The organism is Streptomyces noursei ATCC 11455 (assembly GCF_001704275.1).
Classification (GTDB): domain Bacteria; phylum Actinomycetota; class Actinomycetes; order Streptomycetales; family Streptomycetaceae; genus Streptomyces; species Streptomyces noursei.
Genome location: NZ_CP011533.1, coordinates 2,315,914 through 2,342,771, shown reverse-complemented (window position 1 = coordinate 2,342,771; position 26,858 = coordinate 2,315,914). Strand labels below are relative to the sequence as shown.

The window sequence follows — 26,858 nt, the reverse complement described above, 5'->3', positions numbered from 1 at the left end:
TCGTGGCCGGTCCGGGGCGACGCGGGGCACCTGGATACCTCCAGCACCGCTGGAACCGCGGGATGTCCGGCGGCGGGCGATGCCCTGCCGCCGGGCTTTCACCGGCCGTTCAGCACACCGGCTCTGGAGCCGCCTCACCGAAGGCGCGGCGGGCGGCGCGGCGCCAGCGGTTGGCGGGGAGTGCGGGGCGCAGTGCGGCGAAGGCGCCGCAGTACTTGGTGAAGACGGCGGGGCGTATCCCGTGGGCGTGCAACAGGCGGTCCGCCTCGGTGAGATGCCCGGTGGTCTTGGTCTCGACGAGCACGAGGTCGTCCGCGCACCGCACGGTGCGTCCGGTGCGCAGGTCGTCGCAGACCAGTGCCGCGTCGCAGGTGATGCGCTCGCCGTCGGCCACGAAGGTGGCGCGAAGATAGTCGGTGGTCAGAGACGGTTCGAGGACGGCCGGGGCGCCGATGCCGTACGCGGTCCGCAGGGCGTCGGCAAGGAACCCCTGGCAGTCGGGGTCGAGCGGGGTGCCGGCTCCGGTGAGCGGCCGGCGGCGCTTGACGGTGTCGCCGCGCGGCCCCTTGAGCTTGATCTCGAACTGCCGCTCCCCGGTGTCCGCGTAGACCCGTTCCCGGATCTTGAAGCGGAGCCGGCGGCCCTGCCGGTGGTCGTGGAAGGAGCGGAGTTCGAGGGTGTCGTAGTAGACGGAGTGGTAGCGGAAGGCACGCCGGCCGTCGATGGCGAGGGCCCGGTAGGAGCCCCCGGGCCGGTGTGGGTCGGTGAGCCGGCCGACGATGCACCGGAAGGTGTCGGCGGGCACGAGGTAGCTGTGGTCGAAGCGGGCGAGGAGGGCGGCCCGTTCGTTGAGTTCGTCGAGCGAGATGGGGCCGGCGCCGTGGGCGGCGTCGCCGATGGCGCGGACCGCGGCGGTGGGGCGGACCGGCGTGGTGGTCATACGGCCTCCCAGGCGGGCGTGGCCCGGGGGGAGGGCCCGGCGGCGGGAGCGGGGCCCCGGCCGGCCGGGGCCGCCGCGGGCTCGCGGTAGCGGACGTCGACGATGGTGAGGTCCCGGACGAAGTCGACTTCCATGACCGTCCAGTGGAGGGGTTCGCCCAGGCGCCGGGCGAGGTCGGCTCGGAGTGCGGCCGGGTCCTCGTGGACGGTGTCGAGGGTGACCAGGGCGCGCCGAGTGCCCGCGAGGAGGCGGGGGCTGTCGGCCGCCCAGACGATGAGAAGCAGGGTGGCGCACAGCCCGGCGGTGAGCACGAACGGCAGCCTCGGCAGTCCGCAGAGCAGGCCGAGGACCAGGGTGGTGAAGTAGTAGGCGACTTCTTCGTGCTGTACGGCGTCGGAGCGGAGTCTGACGATCGAGAGCACGCCGAAGAGGCCGAAGCCCAGGGCTGCTCCTCCGGCGCCGCGCACCTCTGCGAGGGCGGTGACGACGGTGAAGAGGCCGGCGTTCAGGGCGAGATAGGCCGGCACGAGGTCGCGCCGGCGGTGCCGCGGATAGTAGATGGCGAAGGCCAGTACGCCGACGGCGGCGAGGTCGAGCCCGAGGTGGGCGGCCAGGTGCCGCAACGATTCCATGGCTGCGCTCCCTGTCGGTGCGGAGGCCCGAGGGCCCTGAAGGAGAGACAGACGATAGGGAAACGCACGGCGAACGCGCTTTCGCTTGTGGAGAAACGATGCGCCTCCTTGATGGCCCTCGGTCCCAACTGACCGGAAGCGCCTACCTCCTGTCGCATTCGCCGCCCTTGCCGGACGCCTCCGGCACTCCCCCTCTGGAGGCGGCGGTGCGTGCGCCTCCGCCGCGTACGAGCCGGGTAGCCCCCCCCGGATCGTGGTGGCGTGTCGCGGCAGTGTGACGTGGTGGGTGCGCCGCATGAGGTGGCGGGCGTCGCCGCGGCGGACGATGCCGGTCCCGGCGTCGCTTTCCTGACTACCAAACGGAGGACAGCTATGACGCGTCGCATAACAGGGCGAGCCGCGAACCGGGGAATCGGGCGGCGGGGTGCGTGGTTCGCCGCGGTGGGCGCCGTGGGCGTGGCCGCGGCCGTGCTGGCGGTCACGCCGGCGTTCGCCAAGGGGAGCGCGACGCTCAGCGCGGCACCGGGCACTGTGAAGCTCGGGCAGAGCGTGCACGTCAAGGGGCAGGCTGACAGCGACGGGCTGCGGTACGGGAAGTTCTGCGTACAGGACCGCGTGGGGACGCACGGCGCCTGGCACACCGTGACGTGTGGCCGCATCGTGGAGATCGACGGCGCGGAGGCCACGGCCGATGTGAAGGTCAAGGCCACCCACCGCGGCGTGCTCCAGTTCCGCGGCGTTCTCTACGGCGTCGACGGCCCGCGCGGTGGTCACCCGACCGCGGACCAGACCACGGAGATCCGCACGGTACACGTGCGCTGACGCACCATCATCTCACTGTCGATGCGTCCCGCCAGGTGAATGGACGACAGCGGAAACGAAGTCGGGGGTGCCCATCCGGGAAACGGGGATGGGCACCCCCACTGCAGTACGGGCGCGCGATGCCAACCGCTCCCCGTGCTCCTTGTGGGTGGTGTCGGCGCACCATCCCTGTATCGGGTGCGAATCGCCCCCATCAATGGCGCGCGACACCTACGGCAACAGGAATTCGCCCGGGCCTCGCCCTTCATCTCTGTTGCGTACATGGCCATGGTGTTCCAGGGCTCAGCCGTCGCTCTCGTTGTCAACTGCCTCTCGTCTCCGGCCAGTGTCATACCTGTTCGGGAAAGTCGCCGATGGTGATCGCCAGGTCTCGGCGGTGGAGAGGAGTTCCTCGTAGGTCTTGCGGCCCTGCGTCCACCCGGTTTTCTTCGATGCGCCATCCCCTGCAGGCTCTCGGTGGTCGGCATCGTCTTCGTCCTGCCGCTCTCCTTGATCATTGAGGTTCGCGGGTCCGGGTCCCTGTGCGGTTCCCTGTTCAGTACGGCCGGGCGGCATGCCGGTGGGCCGGGGCGAGGCGGGCTGCCTCGGCCCTGGGCAAGCTGATCTTCTTCGGGTCTCCGTCCGAGGTGTACCGCCTGACCGTCCCGTCGCGGAGCTTGTCCAGCCAGGCCGTCGAGGTGAACCGGGCATCCGGGCCGGTCGCCGCCTGGGAGCGGATCCGCGGGATCGCCCCGGGGCCGAAGGCCGTCGAGAAGGGGGAGGGGGCGGGGTCTGCTCTGGAACGCCGGAGCCAGCTATCAAGGGGCGGCGCTGGCCACGCTGCGGTGACGCGAGCTCAGATCCCCGGCCCGGGCCATGCCCAGGGCGAAGCAGAGCTCAGCGGTGAGCAGCCATAGCCGTAGGACGCACAGCGGCGGCGACCAGTTCGGTCCGCAGGTGGTCCGCGGTGGCCCAGCCGACGACGGCGGGAGACGAGGCCGAGGTCGCTGGCCGGGTAGAGCCAACCTTCCCCGGTCGGGACGTAGGTGATGTCGCCGCACCAGCGGGCCGATACGGTCCGCAAGTGGCGGCGGCGGTTCCTGGCCGAGCGGCTGGACGGTCTGGTCGACGAGCCCCGGCCGGGACGGCCGCCGACCATCGGGGTCGATCAGGTGGAGGCGCAGCCTGGCTGCTTCAGGCTCTGCGGCGGCGAGTTCGCCGCCCCCGGTCCGGCCTGCCGCATGGTGCTCCACGGTGAGCAGCCCAACGGCCGAGGGATGCCGCCGACGGGCTCGGGGGGAATTCCCGCCGGGGCCGGGTCATGGCCCGATTTCCAGCCGCGCCCCACCCTCGCTTCCCCGGAGGCCGGAAGTGAGGCACTCCGTGGGCAGCTGACGAGGGAGCGCGGTCACGATCCGCTGCGCCGCCAGTCCTTCGCCACGCCCCTCGACCACTCGGCCCGACAGCTCCACGACGAGGACGCCGGCGACGCGGAGGGTGGTGTCCCTGTCGTAGACGATCAACGATCGTTTGCCGTCGGCGTAGTGGACGAATTCCCTCAGGTGCGGACTGTCCAGCGTGATGCACGACGCCGCGGGCGACTTCCCTTCCATGTAGCCAGTGGCCGGTTCGGTGCGGCCGGGCTCAACCGTGCACTCGTAATTGCCGCGTGCGCGAACACGGGTCTGGCGGGGCACAAGAGTCAAGGCCGGGTCGTACGTGCTGGTGCTGGAGCCCGTGCACAGGACACCTTCTTTGTGCTCGCTCTCATGGGCCTGACCGGCTGGAGCCCACACCACCGACGAGACCACCAGGGTCAGGGAACTCAGTGCCACCGCCGCGCCGCGCCTGCCGAACATACGCCCTCCATGGAAGCCGATCCGCCAGTGGGCTCTGACTGCCCCGAGCCGCCCCTACCGCCACCGGCTCGTTGTGGTGCACCAACCGCGCACAGCCTGCGCCACGCGCGGGCATGTGCACCGCCTACACCGGCCGGGTCGCCTTGGCCTCCGGAGCGCCGGGTAGGACAGCCGAAGCCGACTGCGGCTCTCATGGCTGAACGCCCCCCGGTAGAAGGGATTCCGATGGATCTGATAACCGCGCAGAGACTCGTCTTCACCATGCTGGACGCGGACGGAGACGGGGTCGTCTCCAGGGACGAATACATGGCGCGCACCAGGAACGTGGCGCTGGCGACGGGCCGTAAGGACGACGACACTCTTGTCGTTACCGCACGCACGCTCGGCGAGCAGGCATGGGCGTCGATGGATGCCAACGGCGATGGGAGGATGACCTTCGACGAGTACGCGGGCTGGGCCGGCGCCGAGGCGTTCGACACCGTCTGCGCGTCCGTCCTCGGCGCGCTCTTCGACCTGGCCGACGCCGATGAGGACGGCGCCCTCAACCTGCCCGAGTTCACCACGCTGCGCACGGCACTGAACAACCCGGCCGGTAACGCCGAAGCGGCGTTCGCCGCCCTGGACGCCAACGGTGACGGACGCATCAGCCGCGACGACTACATCGCGTCGATCCGCGCTCATGTCACCGGCGAGAGCTCCCCCATGGGCGAGGCGCTGTACAGCACAGGGACAGCACAGGCGCTGGGAGGGAGGTAGCCGGCGACCTTGGCCTGTGCGGAATCGTGATCACGGAGCGGGCGGGGGTAGCTGAGCTCGGTGGACGGCCTGTCCGATCGGACTGTTGCCAAAGCCGGGGGTGAGCCGCACGCCCGGCTCGGCCTGCCGGCTTGTGCCGACACTGCCGGGAGACTGGCGTCAACATGACCCGGCTCAACTGCACAAGGGCGAGGCGTAGTTGGTCCTGACGCACACGTTGCGTGAACCGCTGCATGGAGGTTCGGACACGTCAGCTTGCATGCATTCATGTCTCGGCCGTTGTCGTTGGCTCGGTGTACGGCACAACAGGCGGCACGCAGGGCAGTTGTTGCGCCCATGGCCCCGCGCCGCCGTCCTCACTCCTTCGTGACAGCCCAGGGGCTCCAGCGGCTCTTCCCGGCACATTGACCACACTGCCCTCCGCACGCTCCAGCCGAAGGGAACTCCTCCGTGCACCGCTCTCCGGACCGGGGCTTGATCCCGCGCCCGCTGCTCTTCTGGTCAGGCGTCCTGATCTGCTCGGCGGGGGTGGCGGAGCACATCCTCGTGTTCGTCCACACCGCCGGGATGGACTTCCATATGGCGGGCATGCCCATGGATGCAGGCATGTGGGTGGCGATGACCGCGATCGTGGTCGGGCTGGTACTTGCAGCTCTCGGACTCATCCCCCGTCGCCTCAAGTACAGCGCCTCACCGCCACCCGAAGCACCGCAAGAACGGGTTACCCACAGCGGGCGGACCATGCTCCGCGTACGTCTGGTCGCCGTACTGTCCTTTGCGTTGGTCGTCGACCAGATGAAACCGGCCACGCTGGCCTTCATCCTGCCCGGCGCGCGCGCCGAGTACGGTCTCACCACAGCCGAGGTCGCCATGCTCCCGGTGGGCGGGCTGACCGGAACGGTCCTGGGCTCACTGCTGTGGGGGCAACTGGCCGACCGGATCGGGCGCCGCGCCTCGGTGCTTCTGGCGGCGCTGCTGTTTGTGGCGACCACCGTATGCGGGGCGATGCCCAGCTTCGAAGCAAACATCATGATGTGCGTGCTGATGGGCATCTCCGCGGGCGGCATGCTCCCCATCGTGTACGCCCTGATATCCGAGGTTCTGCCCGGCCGCAGCGGCACGATCGTACTGACGGCCGGTCTGACGACGGTCGGCGGCTACCTGGCCGCCAGCGGCCTCTCCGCCGCCTTCGAGCCGGTCTACGGCTGGCGGATCCTATGGTTTCTGCAACTCCCCCTCGCCCTCGTCCTGTTGGTCCTCAACCGCTGGATCCCGGAGTCGCCGAGCTTCCTGGCGTCGCGCGGAAACACGGCGGAAGCGCGCAGGATGACCGTGCTGTTCGGCCTGTCGGACACCCCGGCCGAGCCCAGGACCGAGCGCGGTGGGCGCGCCCTGCTCGGCCCCGGCTACCGCCGCCAGACACTGATCATTTCCGGGTTCGCCCTGTCGTGGGGACTCGTCTACTGGGGCTTCGTCACCTTCTTGCCCACCGTACTGGGCGAGGCCGGCCTGAAGACCGCTGCCTCGCAGATCCTGTTCGGCTCCTCGCTCCTGTCCATCCCGGGCACCGCCGTCGCGGCCTGGCTGTACAGCCGTTGGTCGTCACGGAAGACGATGACCCTTTACGGCACCGTCACCGCGGTGTCGCTCGCCGCGCTGACGACCGTGCCGCTGGACAGCGCCCAGGTCGCTGTTCCCGTGCTGATCGGCCTGCTCACCGGGGTCAGCGGTGTGGTCTCGGTACTGGGCCCGTACACCGCCCAGGTTTACCCAACGGCCTTCCGCGGCCTGGGAAGCGGACTGTCCGCCGCCTGCAGCAAGTCGGGCGGCATCGTCGGACCACCCGTCGTGGGCTCCCTGATGGCGTCGCTCCCCGTCGGCCGGGTCGCCATCGTCATCGCCGCTCCCATGGCCCTCGCCACCGCGTTGATCGCCCGGTACGGCAAGGAGACAACAGCAGCTACGAGGACACCGGCCCCTCCTGGTTCGTCCCACAAGGGCGGCCAGGACCACTTCCGCCAGATGTGGCGGCACATCCGATGACCATCAAGCCTGCCGCGTATACGGAGGTATACGGAGACAGCCACACATCGCCGTTAGCAGTGCAGTCCCAGTCCCGGCAGTCGGCGAGCGAGGTGTCCACGCCGCCCCCGGGTCGACACAGGTCGGCACGCCCGCTCACAGACGCCGGATCCGTTACACGGCTGAGATCGGAGTGGCGGCCCGTTGACGCAAGACCGTGCAAACAGGGTTAATCGCTGCAAGTACGTTGACTCCCGTCCTGCGGAACCACCTTCTGTCTTTGGGAGTTGACATGCCTTCTGTGAACACCGACGGGAAACGTCGTCAGGCTCGGCGTATCGTCTCGACGTCTCTCGCAGCCGTCGCAGCCGTCGCAGCCGTCGGTCTGACAGCGACGGCCGGTCACGCGGCATCGCAGTCCTCCAACCAGTCCGCAGAGCACCCGGCCGCTGGGCACTCTTCTGTCGACCCGTGCCGGAACGGAAACAAGCGGGTCCTCTTCACCGGCCCTGTAGAGGGCGTGCTGAAGTACAGGGCGGGGAAACTGACCGTCACGGAGAAGATCGACGGATCCAAAGACTTCCCGCACACGGAGGTTTCCGAGCTCTGCCTCACCAAGCAGACGAAGGTGTTCGGCGCCCTCCGTATAGGCGACGGCCATCACCTCACCGTCAACAAAGAGGGCTACGGCACCGCACCGCGCACCCTCACCCAGCTCAAGAAGGCCGCAAAACGCGGCGACGTCGTAGTCCGGGCCGACATCAAGGACAATGCGGCCATCAAGATCTGGGAGCACTACCAGCGGGGCTGATCCCGGACCTGGTCCTCGGCCGCATGGCCGAGGACCCCATACGCCCTCCAGCCGCGTCGGCGCGCACCGCCACCCTGTCCCATAGGTCGGTGACGAGCCGGGCTGCCGATCGTTCGGAGCCGTGTGGGGCGGGGTGATCTGACCGACTTTGAACGGGCTCGGCTGGAGTCGCACTTACCGGAGAACGCCGGTACGTGCCGCCCGCCGAGTACGAACACGACTTCCGGCAAAGCCAGGAGCAAGTCCCGCAGTCTGCCTGAACCAAGATCACCGGATCTCTGCAAAACTCGGGGCAGCTCACAGTGAAGGCCCGGTGGATACCGGGCCTTCACTTTCGAGTAGCGGGGACAGGATTTGAACCTGCGACCTCTGGGTTATGAGCCCAGCGAGCTACCGAGCTGCTCCACCCCGCGTCGGTATGGTGAACTGTACGGCATCGGCCCGGCCAAGCCGAATCGGCTTTCGCCTGCAGGCAGGGCCGCTTCGTTGAGCACTGACGGCCGATCACGAGTACCACCGGATCTCACCTCAGGTGTCGGCAGCGCTCGAATAATGGTTCCGGACGCCGCTGAGCGGGACCTCAACTCCGTGCATCGTCACTGGGCGGCGCCCCGCCCAAAACCCCGTTCAGGTGAGCCTTGAGTTCTCTTCTTGCGTGTCGTGGCCATCACGGCGCACGATCCTCTGTATCCGGTTGCGAAATCGCCCCCATCAGTGGCGCGACACCTATGGCAATCGCAATTCGCCCCGCATCACTGGCGTGTATGTATGGTTCAAGTCCCCCCGGACACATACCGCAGAGTTCCTGGTTAGCTAGCTGGCCAGGAACTCTGCGTTGGCATTCGATCGGGCCGTCGAAGTGGAAGGGGTGAACTCCCCTTAGGGTGGCGCGCTGACCTGGGGTTTCTCCTGGGTAATTCCGTGGGATCCTCGACCATGGAGAGTGGGCACCTGTTCGTAGCGTCATGCGGTAGGTGTCACGGGAGCTGGTTGCTGCTCGTAGGCGACTGGAGCTTGCTGTCCGTTCGCGGAATGTCGTCGGCGGGTGTGGTGACGGGTGGCTCGGCGGAAGATGGCCAGGTGGCAGGGCCGGGCGCCGTCGAAGCGGCTGGTGCCCTTGAGCGTCTTGCGATTGAGGGCCGCGTTGAAGCTCTCCGCGAGGGTGTTGTCCGCGTTCGTTCCGACTGTCCCCATGGACCACCTCACCGGGCGGCGTGAGAAGCAGTCGATCACGGTCACCAGATACCGAAACTCGTCGTATCCCACCGGCAGGTACGTGATATCCCCGACGTGCGTGGTGTTCGGTGCGTTCGCGGTGAAGTCACGCCGGAGCAAGTCCGGCCCCGGCGTGGCGGACGGCTCGGGCACCGTGGTGACCTGCCGCTCGCGCAGCCGCAGTCCTGCGATGCCGAACCGGCGCATCGCGTGCCATTCGCGCTTGTGGTGGGCCTGTATCCCCGCCTCGCGAAACCCGGCGGTGATGCGCGGACGCCCGTAGGTGCCGTCTCATTCAGGGTGCACCGCCTTGATCCGCTCGGCCAGTACCGCATCGGCTCGCTCACGGGCGGCGTGGCTCCGCGGCTGGCCCGCCGTTTGTAGAAGCTGGAGCGGGCGACCTCCAGTACGTGACACAACCGCTTCACGCCGCAGACATGGTGGTGGTCCTCGATGAAGCGGAAGCGGTTCACCAGTTCATCCCGGCGGCGAAAAGCTCGTCGCCTTGCGCAGGAGGTCCTGTTCGGTGGCGAGCTTCTGGTTCTCCTTGTGCATGGTCTTCAGCTCTGCGCGCAGGGCCGCTATCTCGGCCTCCAGCTCTTCCCTCGTGGCCTTGGTCACCGGGGTTTCCTTCACGTTCCCGCTCGTTGTGCCGCCCTCACCGCGGCGGGCCCGCTCAGCCCGCACCCAGTTGCGCAGCGTCTCCCGACCGCCCTCCCCGGATTCCTGCCGGTGCCGTCAAAGGTATGGCTCGGGTCCGACAGGTACAGCGCGACCGCGTCCGCTTGAACTCGGGCGAGTAGACCTTCATCACCGTAAGAGATCCCTCCTACCCGGCCCCTACCGGGGCGGAGTAGAGGTTTCCACCACTCAGGGGCAGATTCCCTCCTCTCTGCCCCTGATGGGCTGACTGGCCCGCGCAGTTGGAGTGCCCGGCTACGGCCATCAGTGCGTGTGCCCCGCTCGCTATGCCCCCGCTGGTCCCGGACCGCACGACGGTCCGGGACCAGCTCTGGGGCCGGGAAGTCCCGTGATTTGTGGGCAGGTTCACAGGAAGATCAGCACGAGCGCGAGGAGCAGGACGATCACTCCGGCGCCGGTCCCCACCACGCAACCCGGGCTGTTGGTCAGCTCGGAGAGTCGGGACGGGGAGGGGCGTGGTCCCGGGGCGAGGGCGGTGGGCTCGGGGGATGAGGCGTACGCCGGGGCGGCGAGGGGGACGTGGGGAGCGGTGGACTGCGCGGAGATCTGGCCGATCACGTCCCGCAGGATCTGCTGCCACAGGATCGGCGGCAGTTCGGGGGGCCGCCCGTTCCCGGGCGTGATGATGGCCTCCCGGAGCCAGTTGCCCGCGGCGGGGTGACGGTCCCGGCACATGCGGTGCAGGAGTTCCTGCAGATCGCGCAGATAGCGTTCGTCGCCGGCGAGGGGGGCGACGGCCCAGGTGAAGAGGTCGGCCGCCCGGCTGGCCAGGGCCGTCCGCGAAGCGGGTTCCGTAACCGGCCCGTTCGGCGTGAGGTAGAGGCCGTTGCGGAGCACCTCCGCGCACAGCGCGTGTCGCATCGCCGTCCCGCGCTGCCGGACGCGGTCGGCGTCCCCGAGCGCGTTCAGCAGCAGTGTCACGGACTCCGGCGGCAGCATGCCAGAGCGCAGCTCACGCAGGAGCAGATCGTCGGGCAGGGTGCGCAGGCGGTCGGCCAATCCGCCACGCTGCGCGGCGTTCCCGGGACGGAGCACATGCAAGTCCTCCAAGACCTCGTGGTGGGGGGGCGGTTCGGTGTCGGATACAGGACGGCCGGGGGTGGGTGCCGTGGGACGGGGGGCGGGTGGGCGGCCGGGGCGTGGAGGTGCCGTCGGGGGTGAGGAGGACGACGGTGAGGGTGTGGAGACGGACGAGGGGGTTGAGACAAACGGCGGGGTGCGAAGGGCGGGAGCCGGCTGGAGGGCCGAGGGCGGGGTGGTCGGAGCGAGGTCCGGTTCCCGGTCGGGGAGGTCGGGCGGGGTGGTCAGGCGGTCGGCGTTCAGGATGTCGTTGAGCAGGACGCGCCGTCGAGGCCAGTCCATCGCCGCGCCGTCGACGAGCCTGTCGACCAGCTGCGGCACCCCGGGGCGGTCCGCCGGGTGCTCCAGGAGGAACTCCACGAGCTGGGAGGCCGCCCTGTACTCGAACCGGGGATGGGCGGGTGGGCGGTCCATGATCCGGGCCAGTGGGCCGGAACCGCCCGTGTCCGGCTCCCAGCGCGGGACGCTCATCAGCCGCAGCGGGTGGGTGTCGACCGTGTCGTAGGTGGCGAACGTCCACTCCTGGCCCAGCCAGGTACCGAAGAGCATGAACAGCCCCAGATACAGCAGCGGCGCGGTGTCCTGGGCGCGCCAGCCGGGCAGCTCTTCCTCGCCCGTAAGCAAGGACACCCGCTGCGTCGGATCGCGCAGCCATTCCGCGGTGACCAGGATCAGCGCATGCTTGACCGTCGGCAACAACTCCCGCATTCCCGGGAGCCGTTCGCGCGCCAATGCGTCGAGCTCCGCGCACTCCACCACGCGCTGCGGCCCGGTGGCTTGCTCGGCGGACTCCCGTTTTCCCCAACCGCCGTACGCGAGCCCGATGCACTGACGGGTCTTCAGGGTCTGCGGCTCACCGATGAGGACATGGCTGACCGTGCTGGGCCGGCCACCCCGGTCGGTGGTGGGCCAGCGCTGGACGAGCATGACCTCACCGTCGCGGGACAGGGTGCGTACGACGCTCCGTCGCGGGGCCGGCGCGCCGGACACCCACAGCAACGCGCCCAGTTCCCTGCCCAGTTCCTCGGCGCGCTCGGCCGAGCAGGAGTGGGCGACGGCCTTCATGCCGGTGCCCTGGCGTCCCTGGTTGCCGTCCCACCGGAATACCACCTGGTGCACCGAGCCCGCGGTACCGCTGCTGCCCTGCCCGGCCGTGCCGGACGGTGCCCGGTGAGTCGGTCTCCGGTCCTGGAAGTCGTTCACCGTTCTTCCTCTCCCACAGTCTCTCTGGCTTCCGGCGATGGCACCGCTTGCGTCGCGTGCGGGCCTCCCACGGCGAACGCCTCGGCACCGCCCGGCACTTCGATCAACCCGTGCATCGCCAGTAGTGACAGCAGTGGCTCCAGCACTCGCCGGGGCTCCGCCCCGGCCGGGTAGCGGCCGTTGTCCTCCTGACCGCCGGTGGCCGACGCCACGTGCAGGGTGCACCGGCGGATCGCGTCGAACGGGCGCAGCCACGCCTGGCCGGCATGCTGGCGCAGCAGCCCGTAGACGTCCCGGCTCTCCTCGCGCATCAGCGCGGGGTCGAGCGAGGTGGGCGCCGCCTCGCCCAGCCACCGGTCGACGGGTGGCTGGAACCGCAGGAGGTCCGCCTTGCCGAGCACCATCGCGGCCGCCACGTCCAGGTACGGGCCGTTCTTGGGCAGCCGGTCCAGGACGGTGCTGAAGGCGAGGTCGCCGTCCCGGTTCACCTCAAGACCCCAGCGTTCCCTGGCATGGTCTAGATTCGGCAGCGGGAGAGCCAGCGCCGGGTCCACGACGAAGAGCATGGCGTCGACCCCGAGCAGAAAGCGGAGCGCGGCGTCGGTCCGTACGAGGTCCTCGCCGCCGAGGTCGAAGAAGGCGACCGGGCGTACCCGCCCGCGGGCGTCGGTGACCAGGAGGGACTCCACGAATCGGGCGAAGCCGTCCAGGCCGAGGGCGCCGGTGTGGTCGAGGACCTTGCCGTTGCGCAGCGGCTGCACCCGTTCCCGTACGAACCGCGCATGCTGCTCCGGGTTGACGGACTGCCACTTCAGTCCGAACGGCTCCAGGCCTCCGTCGGTGATCTCGGCGATCATCTGGGTCAGCAGATGGCTCTTGCCGGTGGAGGACTGGCCGACCATCGCGACGGTCAGCGGCCGGCCGTGGGTGAGGTAGGGCACCGGGATGAAGTGCTCGGGGAAGTCCGGGTCCGCTGTGCACTTCTGGACGGCGCCGCGCATGATGTCCTCGCGCCGCAGGGGGTTGCCGACGCCGGAGACGTCCAGCGGCTGGTACTGCATCCTGCTGTCGGTGACGAACAGCGACCTGAGGTCGAGCTGGATGGTTTCCAGGCAGTAAGGGCAGAGGACCTCTCCGTTGCTCCGCCCGGGCGACGCCCCGGACCCGTCGTGCGGTTCGGGCGCGGGTGTCAGCCGCTTGAGGTGCAGCGCGTGGTCGAACGCCGTGCGGTGCGGGTGCGTCTCGTCGGCGGGAGCGCTGAGCGCGATGCGCCGGGCGGCGCCCGGGGCAAGGAGGTCGAGCAGCCGCCCGGGCGCCGGCCGGTCGGCTGCCAGTGGAGCGAAGGCGCCGCGCAGCGTCTCGGCGAGCACCCGGTGCTCGGCGAGATCGGCGGGCGCCCGATCGGACGGACCGAGCCGGCCGGTCACCAGCTGATAGAGCACCTGGGCCGCGCTCCACACCGCGTCCCGGGGGTCGACGCGTCCCTCGCCCCGGCGCTGTTCGGGCGAGCAGTAGGGCGCCCTGCCCCATGGGGTCCTCGGCCGGCCGGCGCGGGCCGCGCTCTCCAACCCCCAGAGCTGGACCGAGGTGCCGTCCCAGAGCACCGTGGCCGGCGAGATCCCGCGCAACACCAGGTCCTGGCCGTTGAGCAGGCACAGGGCCAGCAACAGGTCACGGGCGAGGGCCCGCTGGTCGGTTGCGGACATCACATGGGTGCGCGCGGCGGCGATGCCGCGCGGCGCGGCGTACAGCAGGAACGGCTCGGCGGCATCCAGTTCGTAGCCGATGATCCGCGGGAAGAGCGCTGCGTACTCCGTGTCGTCGAGCACCCGGTGCAGACGCAGGGCGGTGCTCGCCTCCACGTCCAGCAGGGCGCGCGCTGCCGGGTTCGCCGCGTCGGCGGCGGTCAGCCGCACCTGGACGCACTGCTGTCCCTCGTCGTCGAGGAGGCCGTTGCGGATCCGCTGAGGCAGCAGCGGATCGCGGCGGGAGGTGCGGCCGAAGCTGACCGGGGCGGTGCGGCGCCGCCCCGAGGCGAGGGTGAAGGCGAGGGTGGTCCGCTGCGAACTGCCCGGCTCCACAAGGTCGGAGTGAGAGGTGCTGGTCACCAGTGGTCGCCGTCCCTTCGTTCGTACGCATCCACCGGGTCGGCCCCGAGGCTCTGGCGGGGCCGGACGGTGTCCACGACCCCCATCCGCAGCGGGGTGAGCCGAATCAGGCCTGCGTACCGTCCCGACGAGGTCCACAGCGCCTCGTGCGGCTGCGTCGAGCCGCTCGTCCGCCAGGTCTTCTCGACCTCGGCGCGCACCGCCTCCGGGGCAAACCTGATCCACACCGCCGCGGCCGGGTCGCGGCTGAGCAGCGTGCCCTGCTCCGGTGAGGACAGCTGTACCACGGCGCGCCGGTCGGCGTCCGCGCCGACCAGTTCGGCCACCCGGTGCGGGTCGGTTCCCAGCAGGTTCGCCGAGGTGGCGCGGGTGCGGTGTTCGACAACGAACGGAGGTGGGGCCAGCACCCCGTTGCGCCGGAGGTGGCGGCGGGCCGTCGACAGCAGGTCGCGGACCAGCTTCTCGGTGCGCCGGACGGCGAGGGCGCCGGCCTGGCCGCGTTCGACGGCACCCCAATAGGACTTCATGGCAACCAGGGCGGCGTCCGTCAGATCGCCGGCCAGGGTGGCGACCAGTTCCGGTCCGCCTTCGCCGCTCTCGCGGTCCAGCCAGCGAGGCACCCCGGCGGTGTGGTCCTCCCACGGGTCGGCGGCCGGGGCGGAGGTTTTCTGCTCGGCGGGTTCGGCGGGCTCGTTCCCGGAGGGCGCGTCGTCCCAGGCGTACAGGCTCGCCCAGTTGCTGTCCGCGTCGTCGGCCGCGGCGAAGACGTCCGTCCCCAGGACCGAGGCGCTGGACAGCCAGTCGTCCCCGACAGGCGGCTCGGTGCCGGACACACCGGCGGCCGCGGGCCGATCCGGCTCGGACATCGCCTCGGCGTCCGCGGCGTCCGCCGTCGCCCGCAGCATGCCGGCGACGGACCGGGCCGCATCGGCGCAGTACATGCGCTCCTCGGTGGCCCAGTGCTCGCGGAGCGCCTCGGCCAGCAGTGCATCGAGGCCCTCCAGGGCCCGGCGCAGCGCGGCGATCCCGTGGCCCGCGGCCCAGGAGTCGGCTGCCGCACGCCAGAGCCGGCGGGCCGTCTCCACCGCGGCGCCGAGGCCCGCCAGCAGACCGGCGGCGCTCAGCCAGAGCGGGGGCTCGGTCGCGTACGCCACCACCACCCCGGCTACCGCGCCGCCGGCGGCTGCGATCCGGGGGCCCATAGCCCAGCGGACCGGGCGCTGGGCACCCCGCAGACGGGATGCACCGACCAACGCCACGCCGACGAACACCAGCGGGACGGCGATCGCCAGTGCCATGAAGGGCCCCTGCCACAGCGCACCGAGCAGCCCCGCCGTGGCCGCCGCCGGTAGACCCATCGCGGGACTCGGCAGTGGGCCACCCCGCGTCCCGGACGGCTGGGCCGCCGCGTCGGAGACGGGGGTGCCCCCACGCGGGCCGGTTCGTGCGTCGGAGAGGCCGGCGAGCTTTGGCAGCAGCGCGGAACCGGGCACTGGCTCCACCCGCCCGGCCAGCCCGGTGAAGCGTTGGGCCACCGCGCGCAGGGCCAGCCCTCTTCCCAGCAGCTTCCCGGCGAACTCCCGCAGTCCCTCGCCGATCCGCTCTCCCACGCCCTCGGCCGAGGGCACCCGCAGGCCGAGGGCCGCGAGCCGAGTCGCCGCCTCGGCGGCGGATGGTGTTGTGCTGGAGCCGCCGCTGTGCAGGGCCGTTCCGACGAGGTCCCGGTAGTCGCCGAGCGCCTGGCGCGCCTGGTCCAGGTCGGCCTCGAATGCGTCCCGGCGCGAGCCGCTCAGCAGCCCGGGGAAGGCCCGCAGTCCGGTCAGCGCGTCCTCGGCGTCGTCCAGGGCGTCCGCGCATGCCCGGTAGGCACTGTCTGCCACCCCGCCCGGCTCCCGGTGCCGCTGGTCGTGGCCACCACGGCCCGCCACCAACCCCCGCAACGGTTCCGGCAGTTCGGCCGTGGACCAGGCGGTCACCGGGAGACCAGGGGCAGGTTCGGTGTCCTCGCCCGCGAACCGGGTGAGCGCGTCGCGCCAGGCACGGTCGCGAACCTCCGGCGGCAGGTCCTGCTCCAGCAGCCGCACCCCGGGCGCGGCGACCGCGTCCGGCAGCGATCCGACGTCGTCGAGCACCCTCAGGAAGAGGTCCGGGACCGACAGCACATCCACCAGGACCGCGAGCGCCTCCGGGTCGTCCGGCGCGGGCTGCTCCAGCGCCGTGCGGGCGGAGCGCAGATCGCCCGCCCACAGCAGGCCGGTGCCCGAGGCCCGCAGCACCGCGGGCCGCACCAGCTGCCGGTCCGGCGGGAACGCCTCGTCCTCATCGGCGGACGAACCGGGCGCGCTGCCGACCAGCAGGACCAGGATCCTGATCTCGCCCAGGGCCCGGTAGGCGGTGAGCAGTTCGTACTGCCGCTGATGGCCGGTCAGCCCGGCCGGGGTGTCGACGACCAGGAAGAGCGGATGGTCGGGTTCAGGCAGCCCGGCCTGGCCGAGCTGCCCGGCGACCGCGGCCCGCAGAGCGCGGGCGGTGCCGAGTTCCGCCGCTCCGGTGCGCAGGTCGAGGTGGACGACCGCGCCGACGTCCTCGGGTGTGATCACTCCGCGTCTCCGTCCCAGGGGTTGCGGCGCGCGCGGTCCCGGCCGCCGTCGTCGACGGCCCCGTACGGACGGGAATCGCCGGGCTCGTCCCACGGCACCGAAGTCCGGTCGGTTCCGCCGGAGTGCCCGTTGACGCGGTCCCCGGAGGAACGCGGGAGCAGGTCGTCGTATGCGTCGTCGTAGTCGTCCGCCGGGGCGCGGAGCGCACGCTCGTCTGTGCCGCCGGCCGGGTAGGCGCCGGTGGAGGCCCGCGGGGCGGTGCCCCAGTCGTCGTCATCGGCCGCGGAGCGCCGGGGTTCCGTGAGCTCCTTGCGCGGACGTGGCTTCGGTGTGCCGCCGCGGACGTGCACCAGCAGCGTGCGCAGCGTCGGCTGGACGGCGCGCTGGTCCCCGAACTCGGCGTCCAGCGCGGCTGGCAGTGTCTCCGCCCAGAACTCCCACAGCGGCCGCACCCATCCCTCGACCTGCTCGCCGCCGCGCTCCCGGCGCTCCCTCAGCAGTTCCAACTGACGTGGGGCGGTCTTCTCGACCAGCTCGACGAAGAGCGGATGCGGTTCGCTGCCGTTCCTGGCGAGCCCGAGAGGTTGGGCCGCCATCAGTTTCTCGCAGTAGTCCTCGACGGTCCGCTCGTCGTCAAGGACGATCCAGCGTTCGTACGAGCGCAGCAGCTCCGCCCAGCTCGACACGTCGCCCGGGAAGTCCCCCAACCGCAGTCGGACGCCGGGTACATGGTCGCCCGTCTCGTGGAACAGCCGCAGCCGTACCCGGCCCGGCGACGCGGAGTCGCCGTCCAGCACGTCCACCTGGCCGTTCCACATGCAGCACAGCAGCCGGTGAAGGATGGCGCGGCGGTCCTCCGCGCTGCTGACCATCCAGCTGTCGCGGAAGCCGAGCCGCTGACGCCACCTCAGCACGTCCTGGGCCTGCTCGGAGTCCTTGGCCCTGGCCCACTGGCGCAGCACCTTGCGGGCCTCGGGCACCTGGGTGAGGCTCATCTCGCTGCGGAAGAGGACCACGGTGATCGAGTCGCTCTCCACTCCCCGGTACTCCACGGCATTCTTCGCGTCGGAGGGCAGCCGCAGAGCCTTGCCGAGGAACTCCTGCACCTCCTCCACGGCCTGTACGCGCGGGTGCGTGACGAGCACCTGCAGTGGTCCGGTGCCCTCTGGGGTGAAGCCCACCGGCAGCAGGCCGGTCAGTTTGCGGCCGAACAGGTCGAGTGCCTCCTTGCTGACCTGGTCAGCGGCGTCCGCGTCGCCCGCCGCGGCGGCCAGCAGGGTGCTCATGGGCGGCAGCAGCGGGCGCTCCTCGACATGTTCGCCGCTCTCCGCGAACAGTCGGGTGATGCGGCCCTCCAACTGAGCCTTGACGGCCGCCACTGCGCTGTCGGGGTTGCGGCGGCTGAGCGAGTGGGCCCTGCGCCAGATGTCGCCGTTCACCATCTTGAGCAGGAGCGCGGCCTCGTCATCATGCTCGCGCAGCCCCTCCCGGCGGATCAGCCGGGTCACCAGGTCCTCGTAGAAGTGGTTGAGGGTGCGCTGCGGCGGAAGCAGATACGAGATCCCGGTGCGGTCCTCGTACAGGTCCAGGCCCTTCTGTGCCGAGACCTTGCGTTCCCGCTCGGAGTGCGTGAGAAAGGCGTTGACCAGGCGTCCGAGGTCGGTTCCGGCCGCATCCGCTTGGGACTGCCAGCGCTGCTGCTGCTCGCGCCACGCCTCGTGCCACACGACGCGGCAGCGCCACTGGTACCAGGTGTTCTGCGCCTGGAGCGCCGCCTGCACGTCGTCATCGCCCCAGCGGGCCGGCGACATACCAGCCAGCCGTCCCCTGATCCGCGGGATCTTGGGCGGCTGCTCGGTCACGCCCGGCGGGCGCTGGGGGGCGACGGCGCGGCTGTTGAGCATGCCCAGGAAGCCGAGCCGGGCGATCGGTTCATCGCTGTCCGGGACGCCCCGCACGACGCGTTCGGCGAGGAAGGGGTCAACGGTCTGGAGGAGCTTGTCGATGGCGGGGCGCGGGGCGAACCGGTCAGCCATCGAGGCGGCCTGGCGGTCCGCGATGGACCGGAGGTCGGACAGCAACCGCTGCATGTCCGCGAGCCGTTCGCCCAGCGCCAGCTCGATGGCCCTGCTGCCGCGCGGCAGCGGTTCGGGCTCCGGTACAGGCAACTGCTCGCGCTCCCAGAGCTCTTCGAGCTGGGAGTCGGCGAACAGCTGCCGGATCCACGGCACCGCAGTGTCCCGCAACGAGGTACGCGGTCGCTCCACGAGGTCCGTGACGGCCTCCCGCAGCAGCCGGCCGGCAACCAGGTCGGCCAGCTGGTCCATCGGGGCGGTCATGGAGGCCACCAGGCTGGTGGAGACTCCCTGCCGGCCGATGCCGGTGGGGGACAGGGCACTGCGGTGCACGCCCCGGTTGATGAAGCTCGCGGCAAACGTCTGGTAGTCGTCGTCGGCCGCCATTCGGCCCCGGGTGCGGCCGTCGCCCAGCTCGGTGCCGACCAGCGACATCACCAGGGAGGCGATGGAGCGGCGCAGGTCGTCCTGGCGGATGCCCGCGGTCGGGCTGAACAGGAACGCCGTGGGCAGAATGCCAGTCCGCAGCCGGGTCGGTGTCGTGCCCGGGTAGCGGATGCCGATCCCCGCGTCGTGGTCCAGGTCACCGATCTCCGCGCCCTCCGTCGGTGCGTTCTGCCCGTCCACCAACCGGAACAGGTCGACCAGGGCGCGGGCCGCGTTGAGATCAGCCTCCCGCCCGCCGCCGGCGGCAGACGGGAACGAGGAGGGCATCACGACCAGTGGGTACATCTTCACCCCGTCGAAGCGGCGCATCCGGAATGCGTGGTCGATCAGGTGCAGATAGTCCAGGAAGATTCCGGCACCGGTTCCTCCGGCCACTGAGAAGGCGACGAACACGTCACAGCCGTTGACCTTGCCGCCGCCCAACTCGCTGAGCTCGCCTGCCGACTTGGCGATCGCGTCGATCGCCTGGAGCAGCGGCTCCAGGACCGGGGCGAGACTGTGCCGGAGGGGGGCGAACAGGGCGGCGCGCCCGACGGTGGGCAGCTGGCCGGCGCCGTTGTGGAGCGGGGTGACCTTCGGCTCGTCGATGCGCGGCGGCAGCCAGTCGGCGACCTCGTCGCGCAGGCTCGCCCGGAGCATCTTGGTCACTTCCGGTGAACTGTCGAAGTTCGGCAGGAGATTGTGGGTGGCCCGGGAGGTGCGGGCGTACGCGGCCCGCAGCGAAGCGTCCACGTTGAACTGCGGCAGCCGCTGGAGATCTGACTCGCTGTAGTCCGCGTACACGAACTGGAGGCAGTCGGGGAGCTGGTATGGGGCGTGGCCGCCGAGGCGTCCGGTGAGCGCGACGCCGTCCGGGCCGCACAGCTCGGCGCGCAGCCTGCGTTCCAGTTCGGCACCGACCAAGCCGCCGGTGCCGCCCAGACCGACGAAGAGCATCGGCTGGAAGATCTTCATGGGGTTCCTCCCGTTACGGCCGTATCACGGATGGTTCGTCCTCGATACGTCTGTGGACTGCCCGCGGCACGGCGGCCGCGGTGCGGTGTGCGGGGGCGGGTCGGCGACGCACCGTTCCTGCCCTGTGCCTCACCGGTACGACTCGTAGGCGCTCGCGCTCTCGCTCTCACCGGTCGTGGGGGTGGTGGTCGTGGTGATCCGGGACCGGGAAGGCCGTGTTCTGCGGGCCTTCGGGGTGCGGGTCTCCTCGCCGAGGGACAGGCTGAGCGTGTCGGTCAGCGGGACGCTGCCGTGCGCGGGTAGCCGGGTCCGTCCGCCACCGCGTGTGCGCAGCACCGCGCCGCCCTCGGGGCTGCGCTGGATGGCGTACGGGCCGTGGCTGCGCCGCTCGATGCGCGGGCTGCGGTGGGGTTCGACGACGGCGAACTCGTACCACTGCTTGTGCCCGTGCCCCGCCAGGTGGTCGTTGAGGACGTCGCCTTCCTCGGAGACCAGTTGCAGCACCAGGCCGAACGGGTCCCTGCGCATGCGGCGCTGCCGCAGCAGGGCGCTGGCCGCCACGATGGCCAGCGCGATCAGGACGGCTGCGGAGAGGAACGCCCACCAGTACGTGTCCCATACGCCGGGTTCCGGCGTCAGCCGCACCGAGAGCGGGGACCGCACCAGCGCCCGGTTGCCGTCGGTGGCGTCGGTGACCGTGACGGTGCCGCCGAGGCGCAGTCCGTCGCCGTGTAGGCGGCCCCCGAAGGCGCCATCAGGACCGATCTCGACGGTCACCTTCCGAGTCCCGGACTCGCCGGGCTTCACCTCGATCTCGGCCGGGGCGACCGAGAGCATCCCGGGCTGGAGGTCGGTGACGGACAGCCGCAGGGTGTGCCGGGTGCTGCTGGTGTTGTGGACGGCCAGGGTGCCGGTGACCGTGGAGCCGGGGTGGGTGTCCGCGGCGGGGAGGGTGAGCGCGGTGGTGACGGGCAGCTCGCCGGGCGCGATCTGGCCGCTCTCGCTGCGGGTGTCGGCGGTCAGCCCCGAGGCCGTCAGTGTGCCGCTCACCTTCAGTGCCCCGTTGGCACTCCTGGGGATCTGCACAGTTCCGGTGAAGGAGCCGTCGGCCGCGTCGCGGTCGGACCCCTTTCCGTCGTCGGCGAGGTGCACAGGCAGCGGGGCGAAACCATCGCCGGTCAGTTCGCCGCGGACCTGCAACCCGGCGTAGTCGCGCGGGTCCTTGATCTCATAGCCCTCGCGGGTCTGCAACCGCATGGTCACCGTCGCCTTCTGCCCGGCCTGTGGTGACGGCGGGTCCATGGTGATGGCGCCGCGCAACTCGCCGTGCCACAGGACGCTGACACTGACCGGCAGGGAGCGGTGTCCTTCGGGGGCTTCGACCTTCACCTTCCAGACACCGGGCACCGGGTCGGTGATCTTCAGCGCCTCGACGGCGTGCCCGGCACCCGCCAGCTCGAACCGCGACTTCTGATATGTCCCCGAGGTGGGGACCTGATGGCCGCTCGGGTCGAGGTAGGTGACCGTCACCTCGGGGTCGCTCTTGTCGACCACGATGCTGCCCACGGTCGCCAGCGGCGAGATGCCGATCTCCAGGGTTGCGGGCGGCCGTTCGCTGGTGCCCTGCGCGTACCGCAGGCAGTGCGCGGCGGCGAAGATCTGCTCCAGCATCGGGCCGACGTCCTTCGCCCCTGAGACCTTGCCGGCCCTGGGCAGCGCGGAGGGTAGTTCGACGCAGCCCTTCTGGTATCCGCCGGCGGCCATCCGGTCGAGCTGCGTCTTGTCCGGTTCGGGGCCGAAGCCCAGCGGCCAGATCTGGACGTGCTGGTCGGCGGCCTCCTTGAGCGCCAGCTCCAACTGCCGTTCGCCCTCGGCCCGGCGATGGGCGGGGTCGCCGTACTGGGGGCTGTCGCTGACGTCCAGCTTTCCGTCGGTGAGCAGGAACAGTACCCGGGGCACCGACGGGCCGGAGCCCGCGCCGAGCTCGTGCACTCCTTGGCGTATCGCGCTCGGGAAGTCGGTGCCGGTGCCCTCGCTCTTCTTGCGGCTGCGCAGTTTGCCGACACACCCGCCGACCGACTGGCGCCCCGCCGCGTCCAGCACGGTCCGCGGGCACACCGGGTCCACCGCGCGCTGGTCACTGGACTCGGCGTCGGCGAATCCGAATACCGTGACATGGGAGGACGGGGAGACGTCGCCCAGCGCGATCCGCTCGGCGGCGGCCTTCTCGGCCGCCATGTCCTCGGGCGCGAGACTCGCGGACTCGTCCACGGCGATCGCGTAGTCGACCGACCCGAAGGCCGGCTGGGCGTCCGCCGCCGGCACCGGATCACGGCCAGGGGGTGTCAGCAGGGACACCAGTACCGCGGCGCCGCACAGCATACGGGCCGCGCCGCGCCGTGCCCGGCCCTTTCTCGTCCGCCGGCTTTCCCTGACTGTTCTCACGGCCGTCCCCTTGCTTCGTCTCTGCTTCGTGTGCGTGATGGACCCCGCGCCGCCCGGCGGCGCGGGTCGGCCGCGGTCAGCGCGCGGTCAGACTCCAGGTCAATGCCAGCGCCGCGGCGGGGCTCAGCGCGCCCACTCCCCAGCGGATGGCCCGGTATTTGGCGGCCAGGATCGCGCTGACGTCCACGGCCTGTATGAGCAGCCACCCGGCCGGATCCTGCCCCGCCTCGGCGATCTCGGCGGAGAGCTGTCCGATGTCGCGGCGGGTCAGCAGGTCACCGAAGTACGTCACTCCTTCCTGGGTGCGGAGTGTGTCGGTGCGCGGCATGAGCGCCCGGACCAGCGCAGCCACCGCGGCTGCCCAGAGGACGCCCGCGGCGACCAGCGTGAGGTCGGCGGGCCCGTGCCAGTCCGGTACGCCGTGCCCCCCGATCAGGAACGCGGGCAGCGCCAGCGCCGCGGAGAGCAGCACGGCCGCCTTTGAGTCGGCCCGGCCGAGGTCTTCCCGAACCGAGGTCAGCAGCCTTTCGGCGATGCGTTCTGCGGCCCGGTCGCGACCGTGCTGCCCCCCGTCCGGCACCGGCACGACCGGGTCAGGGGAGGTTCGCACCTCGCCGTCGGCGGTCATCGGTCCTCCTCCGCCCAGGACCATCCGTCGTCCCGGTTGCGGCTCCGGCGGTGCGGCGGCTCCGGTGCCGTGTCCTGGTCCTTCCGCAGGGAGGGCCGGTGCCCGGCCCGGGAGGGCGGTTCGTCCGCCACCCAGTCCGGGGTGAAGGGCTCGGCCGCGGGCGGCGCCAGCTCCGGGGTGTTCCGGCGGGCGGGCAGCGAGCCGATGGGCCCCTGGACGCGGTGGCGGCCGCGGTTGAGGAGTTCCAGCGCCTGGGCCTCCACGTCGGTGGAGTGGATCTGGCCACTGGCGACCATGCCGAAGAGACGCTCGACGCGTTCCTTCTCGTCCTGCCTGCCCTCCTGGCGGATCTTCTCCAGGAAGGCTTTGGCCGCTTCGGGCTCGGCCGCCAGCATGTAGCTGAGCTGGTCCAGCTCCCCGCCCTGGAGCATGGCCCGGAACTTGTTCTGATGGACCCGGGTCAGCTCGGCCGAGGCATGGGCGTCCCGGATGCCGTCCATGTGCTGGATCGTCCGGTCGTCCACCCGCAGCCGGACGTACAGCCGCACCCGCAGGCCGAGTTCGGACCCCAGGTCGTCCCAGCGCCCGCTGGCGCAGTGCCGGGTGATGGCGCGGTCGGCCTGCTCGGCCTCGGCCACCGGGTACTCCGAGGAGACCTCGCGCAGCCGCTCCAGCACCGGAGCGGTGAGCCGCTGGGCGACATCGGTCACGACCTCGGTCGCGGCCAGATACGGATCGCTCACGTTCCAGTGGATGTCCACCTCGGCCTTGAAGAACGTGGTGCCGCCCGCGGCCGGCAACTCCATCTGGAGCGTCGTCTCGAAGGTGCCGAGCGCGATCTCGCAGACGGTGTACGGCCGGGCCAGCGCTCGCTTGTCGTGGTGCTCGACGCCGGAGACGGTGACCACGCTGTGGCCGCCGTTCCGGTAGAAGAGCACCGAGGCTGTCCGGGCGCTCGCCTGCCGGAACGCACCGGTCGGCGTGTACTCCCGCAGGAATGGACCTGCGGGCATCGGGCCCGCGGCAGCGCCCCCGTTCGCCACGTCCTCAGCCATGCCTCTCCTCCCTGCCCGTCCGATCCCGCGGCGCGACGGCGAGCCACCACAAGGAGCGCGCCTGAGCGTCGGGGAGCGGATTCTCTGGATCGTTCATCAAGCGGCGCAGCAGCCAGTCCAGCCGCCGCCGGTCGTGCTCCTCGGCCGTCAGGGCGGGCAGTAGCGCCGCCAGGCCCGGCCGGGTCCACTCTGTGCCGTCCGCGCGTTCGGCGGAGCGCAACAGGGTGTCCAGCGCGTCCATGGCCACCTCCTGCGACCGTGGGGTGTTGAGCGCGGTCCACAGCAAATCGGCCATCAGGCCCACGAGTTCGGGATGCGTGGCGGCCAGGGCGAGCGCCAGCGGCCAGTCCCCGCGGTCCCCCAACGGCGAGCCGGGTTCGTCGTCCAGCACCTCGGCCACCCGAGTCACGGCGAACCGGACGGTGGTCACCAGACCGAGGTCCTGGTACGCCTCGCGCGGGTGGTGGGTCCAGTCGGCCAGCCTCCGCAGCACCGTCGCGCTGTCCCGGAGCGCCAGTAGCCGTACGACGTTGAGCGAGGCGACCGCCAGCTGCTCCCCGTCGTCGCGGCCGCCGATCCGGGCCAGGGCGTTCAGGCTGGCCTCCGTCGTGGCCGCCGCGTTCCCGTAGCCCAGCGCCATCGCCGCGGTCCAGCGGAGGGGTTTGGTCCCCTGCCGGCTCCACTCGTCGACCAGGTGCTGCACCGCCTTCCGGTGCGAGGCATGACCGGCCGCCTGGTCGATCATGGTGGCCGCGAAGATCCTCCGGCGTGCGATGGCCGCCTCGGCGAGGGGCCGGATCAGGTCCGCGTAACCGTGGTCGAAGTCCCGTACGCACAGTTCACCGGCGGCCACCGCGGCCCGCATCCACACCTGGGGGCGGGAATCGTCCGCCAGCAGCCGCAGCCAGCGGACGACGGGTGCCCGTACCGGGAAGTGCCGGTCCCAGATCTCGGACAGCACCGCGGCGGGCAGGGCGGACCCCCGGTACCAGATCAGCTGGGCTTCCACCTCGGTGCCGGCCACCTCGATCCGGCCATCGACGAGCTCGCCGCGCGAGAGCGCCAGGTCGGATTCCGGGTCGTCGCAGAACAGCGGGCGGGCGGGGGTGCTGTCCGGATCGCTCTGTACGGACAGTTCCCAGGTCAGCAGATGGGCGGCGGCGGCCACGGCACTGTGCGAGGCCCCGCCCAGGACGGCGAGCGCGATACGGAATGCCACCGGGTGGAACAGGGCCGCCGTGCCCGGTCGTGCGACCGCGCTCCCCTCGGCCGAGGGCGTGGCCGGCACCCGGTCCACGCCGACGAACCACTCCTGGGCCTGGGCCGCGGCGAGGCTGCGGCAACCGGTCAGCAACTCCTCGTAGGAGACGTCCTCCAGCAGATGCCCGGCCAGCAGCGACGCGAGCAGTTCCGCCTCGGCAGGGCGCAGGTCCTTCAGGCCGACCGCGTCCCTGACGTCCTCCCGGCCGGCCAACTCCTCCGCCTGGCTCAGCAGGTCCGCCACCCGGTGTACGTCGTCCGGCGCGTCGCCCCCGGCCTCGGCGACATGCTCCTCCAGCCGCTCCCGCAGCCGGGTGGTGAGCAACTCCTTTGTGGGCACGGGGAGGCACAGCATTCCGTAGCGCCCGGCAAGCAGCGGGTTCGCAGCCGATCCGACCGGGACGACGATCACCGCGAATCCCTGGCACTTGTCGAGGGCAGCGGCCAGCGCGTCCAGGTCCATCGCATCCGGTGGCGGCGAACCGGGCTGGGTGAGGGCGAGTTCGAGCAGATATCCGGTGGCGGGCCGCTCCTCGGTGGCCTCGCCGCCCGGTGCGTCGCCGAGCGATGCGGCCAGCCCGCGTACGCCGCCGTTGGGATCGACGCGCAGCACCCTCGGCCGAGCCGGCGACTCCGCGCCTGCGCAGCTCGCCGCGAGGGCGGTGACCTCGTCGAGGAGTGCGAGCGCGGTGCTGGTGCGTCCGGTGCCGGGCGCGGCACCGAGGACCAGCAGACGGCGGGCACGAAGTGCGTTGCGCAGCGCCAGGTATCCCTCCGGCTCCACATGGACCCGGCGGAGCCTGCGCAGTTCCTCTTCGGGCACCGGCCCGCTGCGCATACCCTCGGCGGACTGGCGGGCATCCATCCGCAGATGGATGTCGCCGATATGGGCGCTCCGGATGTACGAACGGTCGAAGCTGTTCAGGTCCCGGCCGGTGTCGAACAGCATCCGGGTGGAGCGACGGGCCCGCGACGCGGCGGCGAGATCTGTGGGCCCATCCTCGCTCTGCTCCTCAGCGAGCGGATCGCGGGTGTACTCCCTGAACCGTTCCGCGGCACGCTCCCGCTCGTGTTCCTTCTCCGCGGCCTCGTCGCGGGCGGCGTCCCTGTCACCATCTGCCGCGCCGTCTTCCCGGGGCGCCCTGTCGTCCCTCTCCTTGCCCCTGGCCTGGTTGCCGGCGTTGTTGGCCGCGGGAGACCGGCCGTCGGCCGCCCTTCCGGGTGCGGGTTCGGGGGAACCGTCCGCCTGATGTTCGTCGGGCATG

Annotated in this window: 15 protein-coding genes, 1 tRNA gene and 2 pseudogenes; 5 read left to right on the top strand and 13 right to left on the bottom strand. The window is 71.2% G+C overall.

What is annotated here, in order from left to right; all coding sequences use genetic code 11:
* Nucleotides 1–109: 109 nt before the first annotated feature.
* Entirely contained in the window at nt 110–940 is an 831-nt protein-coding gene (locus tag SNOUR_RS09770; protein WP_067345661.1) for a polyphosphate polymerase domain-containing protein, read from the bottom strand.
* The gene (locus tag SNOUR_RS09765; RefSeq protein ID WP_067345658.1) at nt 937–1,572 is read right to left on the bottom strand and encodes a DUF4956 domain-containing protein; all 636 of its coding nucleotides are present in this window, start codon (nt 1,570–1,572) and stop codon (nt 937–939) included. Before SNOUR_RS09765 ends, SNOUR_RS09770 begins: the two co-directional genes overlap by 4 nt.
* A gap of 372 nt (nt 1,573–1,944) precedes the next feature.
* Between SNOUR_RS09765 and SNOUR_RS09760 the strand changes: the two genes are divergently transcribed.
* A complete protein-coding gene (locus SNOUR_RS09760; RefSeq protein WP_067345655.1) occupies nt 1,945–2,394 on the top strand; it encodes a hypothetical protein in 450 nt (149 codons plus the stop codon).
* Nucleotides 2,395–3,446: 1,052 nt separating this feature from the next.
* Nucleotides 3,447–3,554: pseudogene (locus SNOUR_RS44605) on the top strand (helix-turn-helix domain-containing protein); the annotation flags it as partial.
* A gap of 138 nt (nt 3,555–3,692) precedes the next feature.
* On the opposite strand, the gene SNOUR_RS46980 reads toward SNOUR_RS44605, so the two are convergent.
* Nucleotides 3,693–4,232, bottom strand: coding sequence for a hypothetical protein (locus SNOUR_RS46980; RefSeq protein ID WP_067345648.1), 540 nt, complete (start codon nt 4,230–4,232; stop codon nt 3,693–3,695).
* Nucleotides 4,233–4,457: 225 nt separating this feature from the next.
* On the opposite strand from SNOUR_RS46980, the gene SNOUR_RS09745 reads away from it, so the two are divergent.
* From SNOUR_RS09745 to SNOUR_RS46155, 3 genes are all read left to right on the top strand, one after another.
* The gene (locus SNOUR_RS09745) at nt 4,458–4,988 is read left to right on the top strand and encodes an EF-hand domain-containing protein (RefSeq protein WP_067345645.1); all 531 of its coding nucleotides are present in this window, start codon (nt 4,458–4,460) and stop codon (nt 4,986–4,988) included.
* Between the two features lie 450 nt (nt 4,989–5,438).
* Nucleotides 5,439–7,031 (top strand): MFS transporter, encoded by a 1,593-nt coding sequence (locus SNOUR_RS09740; protein WP_079142468.1) that lies wholly within the window; start codon nt 5,439–5,441, stop codon nt 7,029–7,031.
* Between the two features lie 271 nt (nt 7,032–7,302).
* Entirely contained in the window at nt 7,303–7,821 is a 519-nt protein-coding gene (locus tag SNOUR_RS46155; protein ID WP_159425847.1) for a hypothetical protein, read from the top strand.
* Nucleotides 7,822–8,160: 339 nt separating this feature from the next.
* Here the strand turns inward: SNOUR_RS46155 and SNOUR_RS09730 are convergent.
* The 10 genes and pseudogenes from SNOUR_RS09730 to SNOUR_RS09685 form a co-directional block, all read right to left on the bottom strand.
* Nucleotides 8,161–8,234 (bottom strand) — tRNA-Met (locus SNOUR_RS09730).
* 550 nt (nt 8,235–8,784) lie between these two features.
* Nucleotides 8,785–9,847: pseudogene (locus SNOUR_RS09725) on the bottom strand (IS3 family transposase).
* 236 nt (nt 9,848–10,083) lie between these two features.
* A complete protein-coding gene (locus SNOUR_RS09720) occupies nt 10,084–11,937 on the bottom strand; it encodes a hypothetical protein (protein WP_159425846.1) in 1,854 nt (617 codons plus the stop codon).
* A gap of 80 nt (nt 11,938–12,017) precedes the next feature.
* A complete protein-coding gene (locus tag SNOUR_RS09715) occupies nt 12,018–14,129 on the bottom strand; it encodes a serine/threonine-protein kinase (protein ID WP_312632271.1) in 2,112 nt (703 codons plus the stop codon).
* On the bottom strand, nt 14,126–16,729 hold the full coding sequence (locus SNOUR_RS09710; protein ID WP_067345638.1) for a hypothetical protein: 2,604 nt from the start codon (nt 16,727–16,729) through the stop codon (nt 14,126–14,128). The genes SNOUR_RS09715 and SNOUR_RS09710 overlap by 4 nt, the downstream gene beginning before the upstream one ends.
* Nucleotides 16,726–20,205 (bottom strand): tubulin-like doman-containing protein, encoded by a 3,480-nt coding sequence (locus SNOUR_RS09705; protein WP_067345635.1) that lies wholly within the window; start codon nt 20,203–20,205, stop codon nt 16,726–16,728. Before SNOUR_RS09705 ends, SNOUR_RS09710 begins: the two co-directional genes overlap by 4 nt.
* A 129-nt stretch (nt 20,206–20,334) precedes the next feature.
* Entirely contained in the window at nt 20,335–22,650 is a 2,316-nt protein-coding gene (locus SNOUR_RS09700; RefSeq protein ID WP_312632268.1) for a VWA domain-containing protein, read from the bottom strand.
* Between the two features lie 76 nt (nt 22,651–22,726).
* A complete protein-coding gene (locus tag SNOUR_RS09695) occupies nt 22,727–23,278 on the bottom strand; it encodes a Pycsar system effector family protein (protein ID WP_067345633.1) in 552 nt (183 codons plus the stop codon).
* The gene (locus tag SNOUR_RS09690; protein WP_067345630.1) at nt 23,275–24,333 is read right to left on the bottom strand and encodes a hypothetical protein; all 1,059 of its coding nucleotides are present in this window, start codon (nt 24,331–24,333) and stop codon (nt 23,275–23,277) included. Before SNOUR_RS09690 ends, SNOUR_RS09695 begins: the two co-directional genes overlap by 4 nt.
* A complete protein-coding gene (locus SNOUR_RS09685; RefSeq protein WP_067345628.1) occupies nt 24,326–26,857 on the bottom strand; it encodes a putative RNA-binding protein in 2,532 nt (843 codons plus the stop codon). Before SNOUR_RS09685 ends, SNOUR_RS09690 begins: the two co-directional genes overlap by 8 nt.
* Nucleotide 26,858 lies beyond the last annotated feature (1 nt).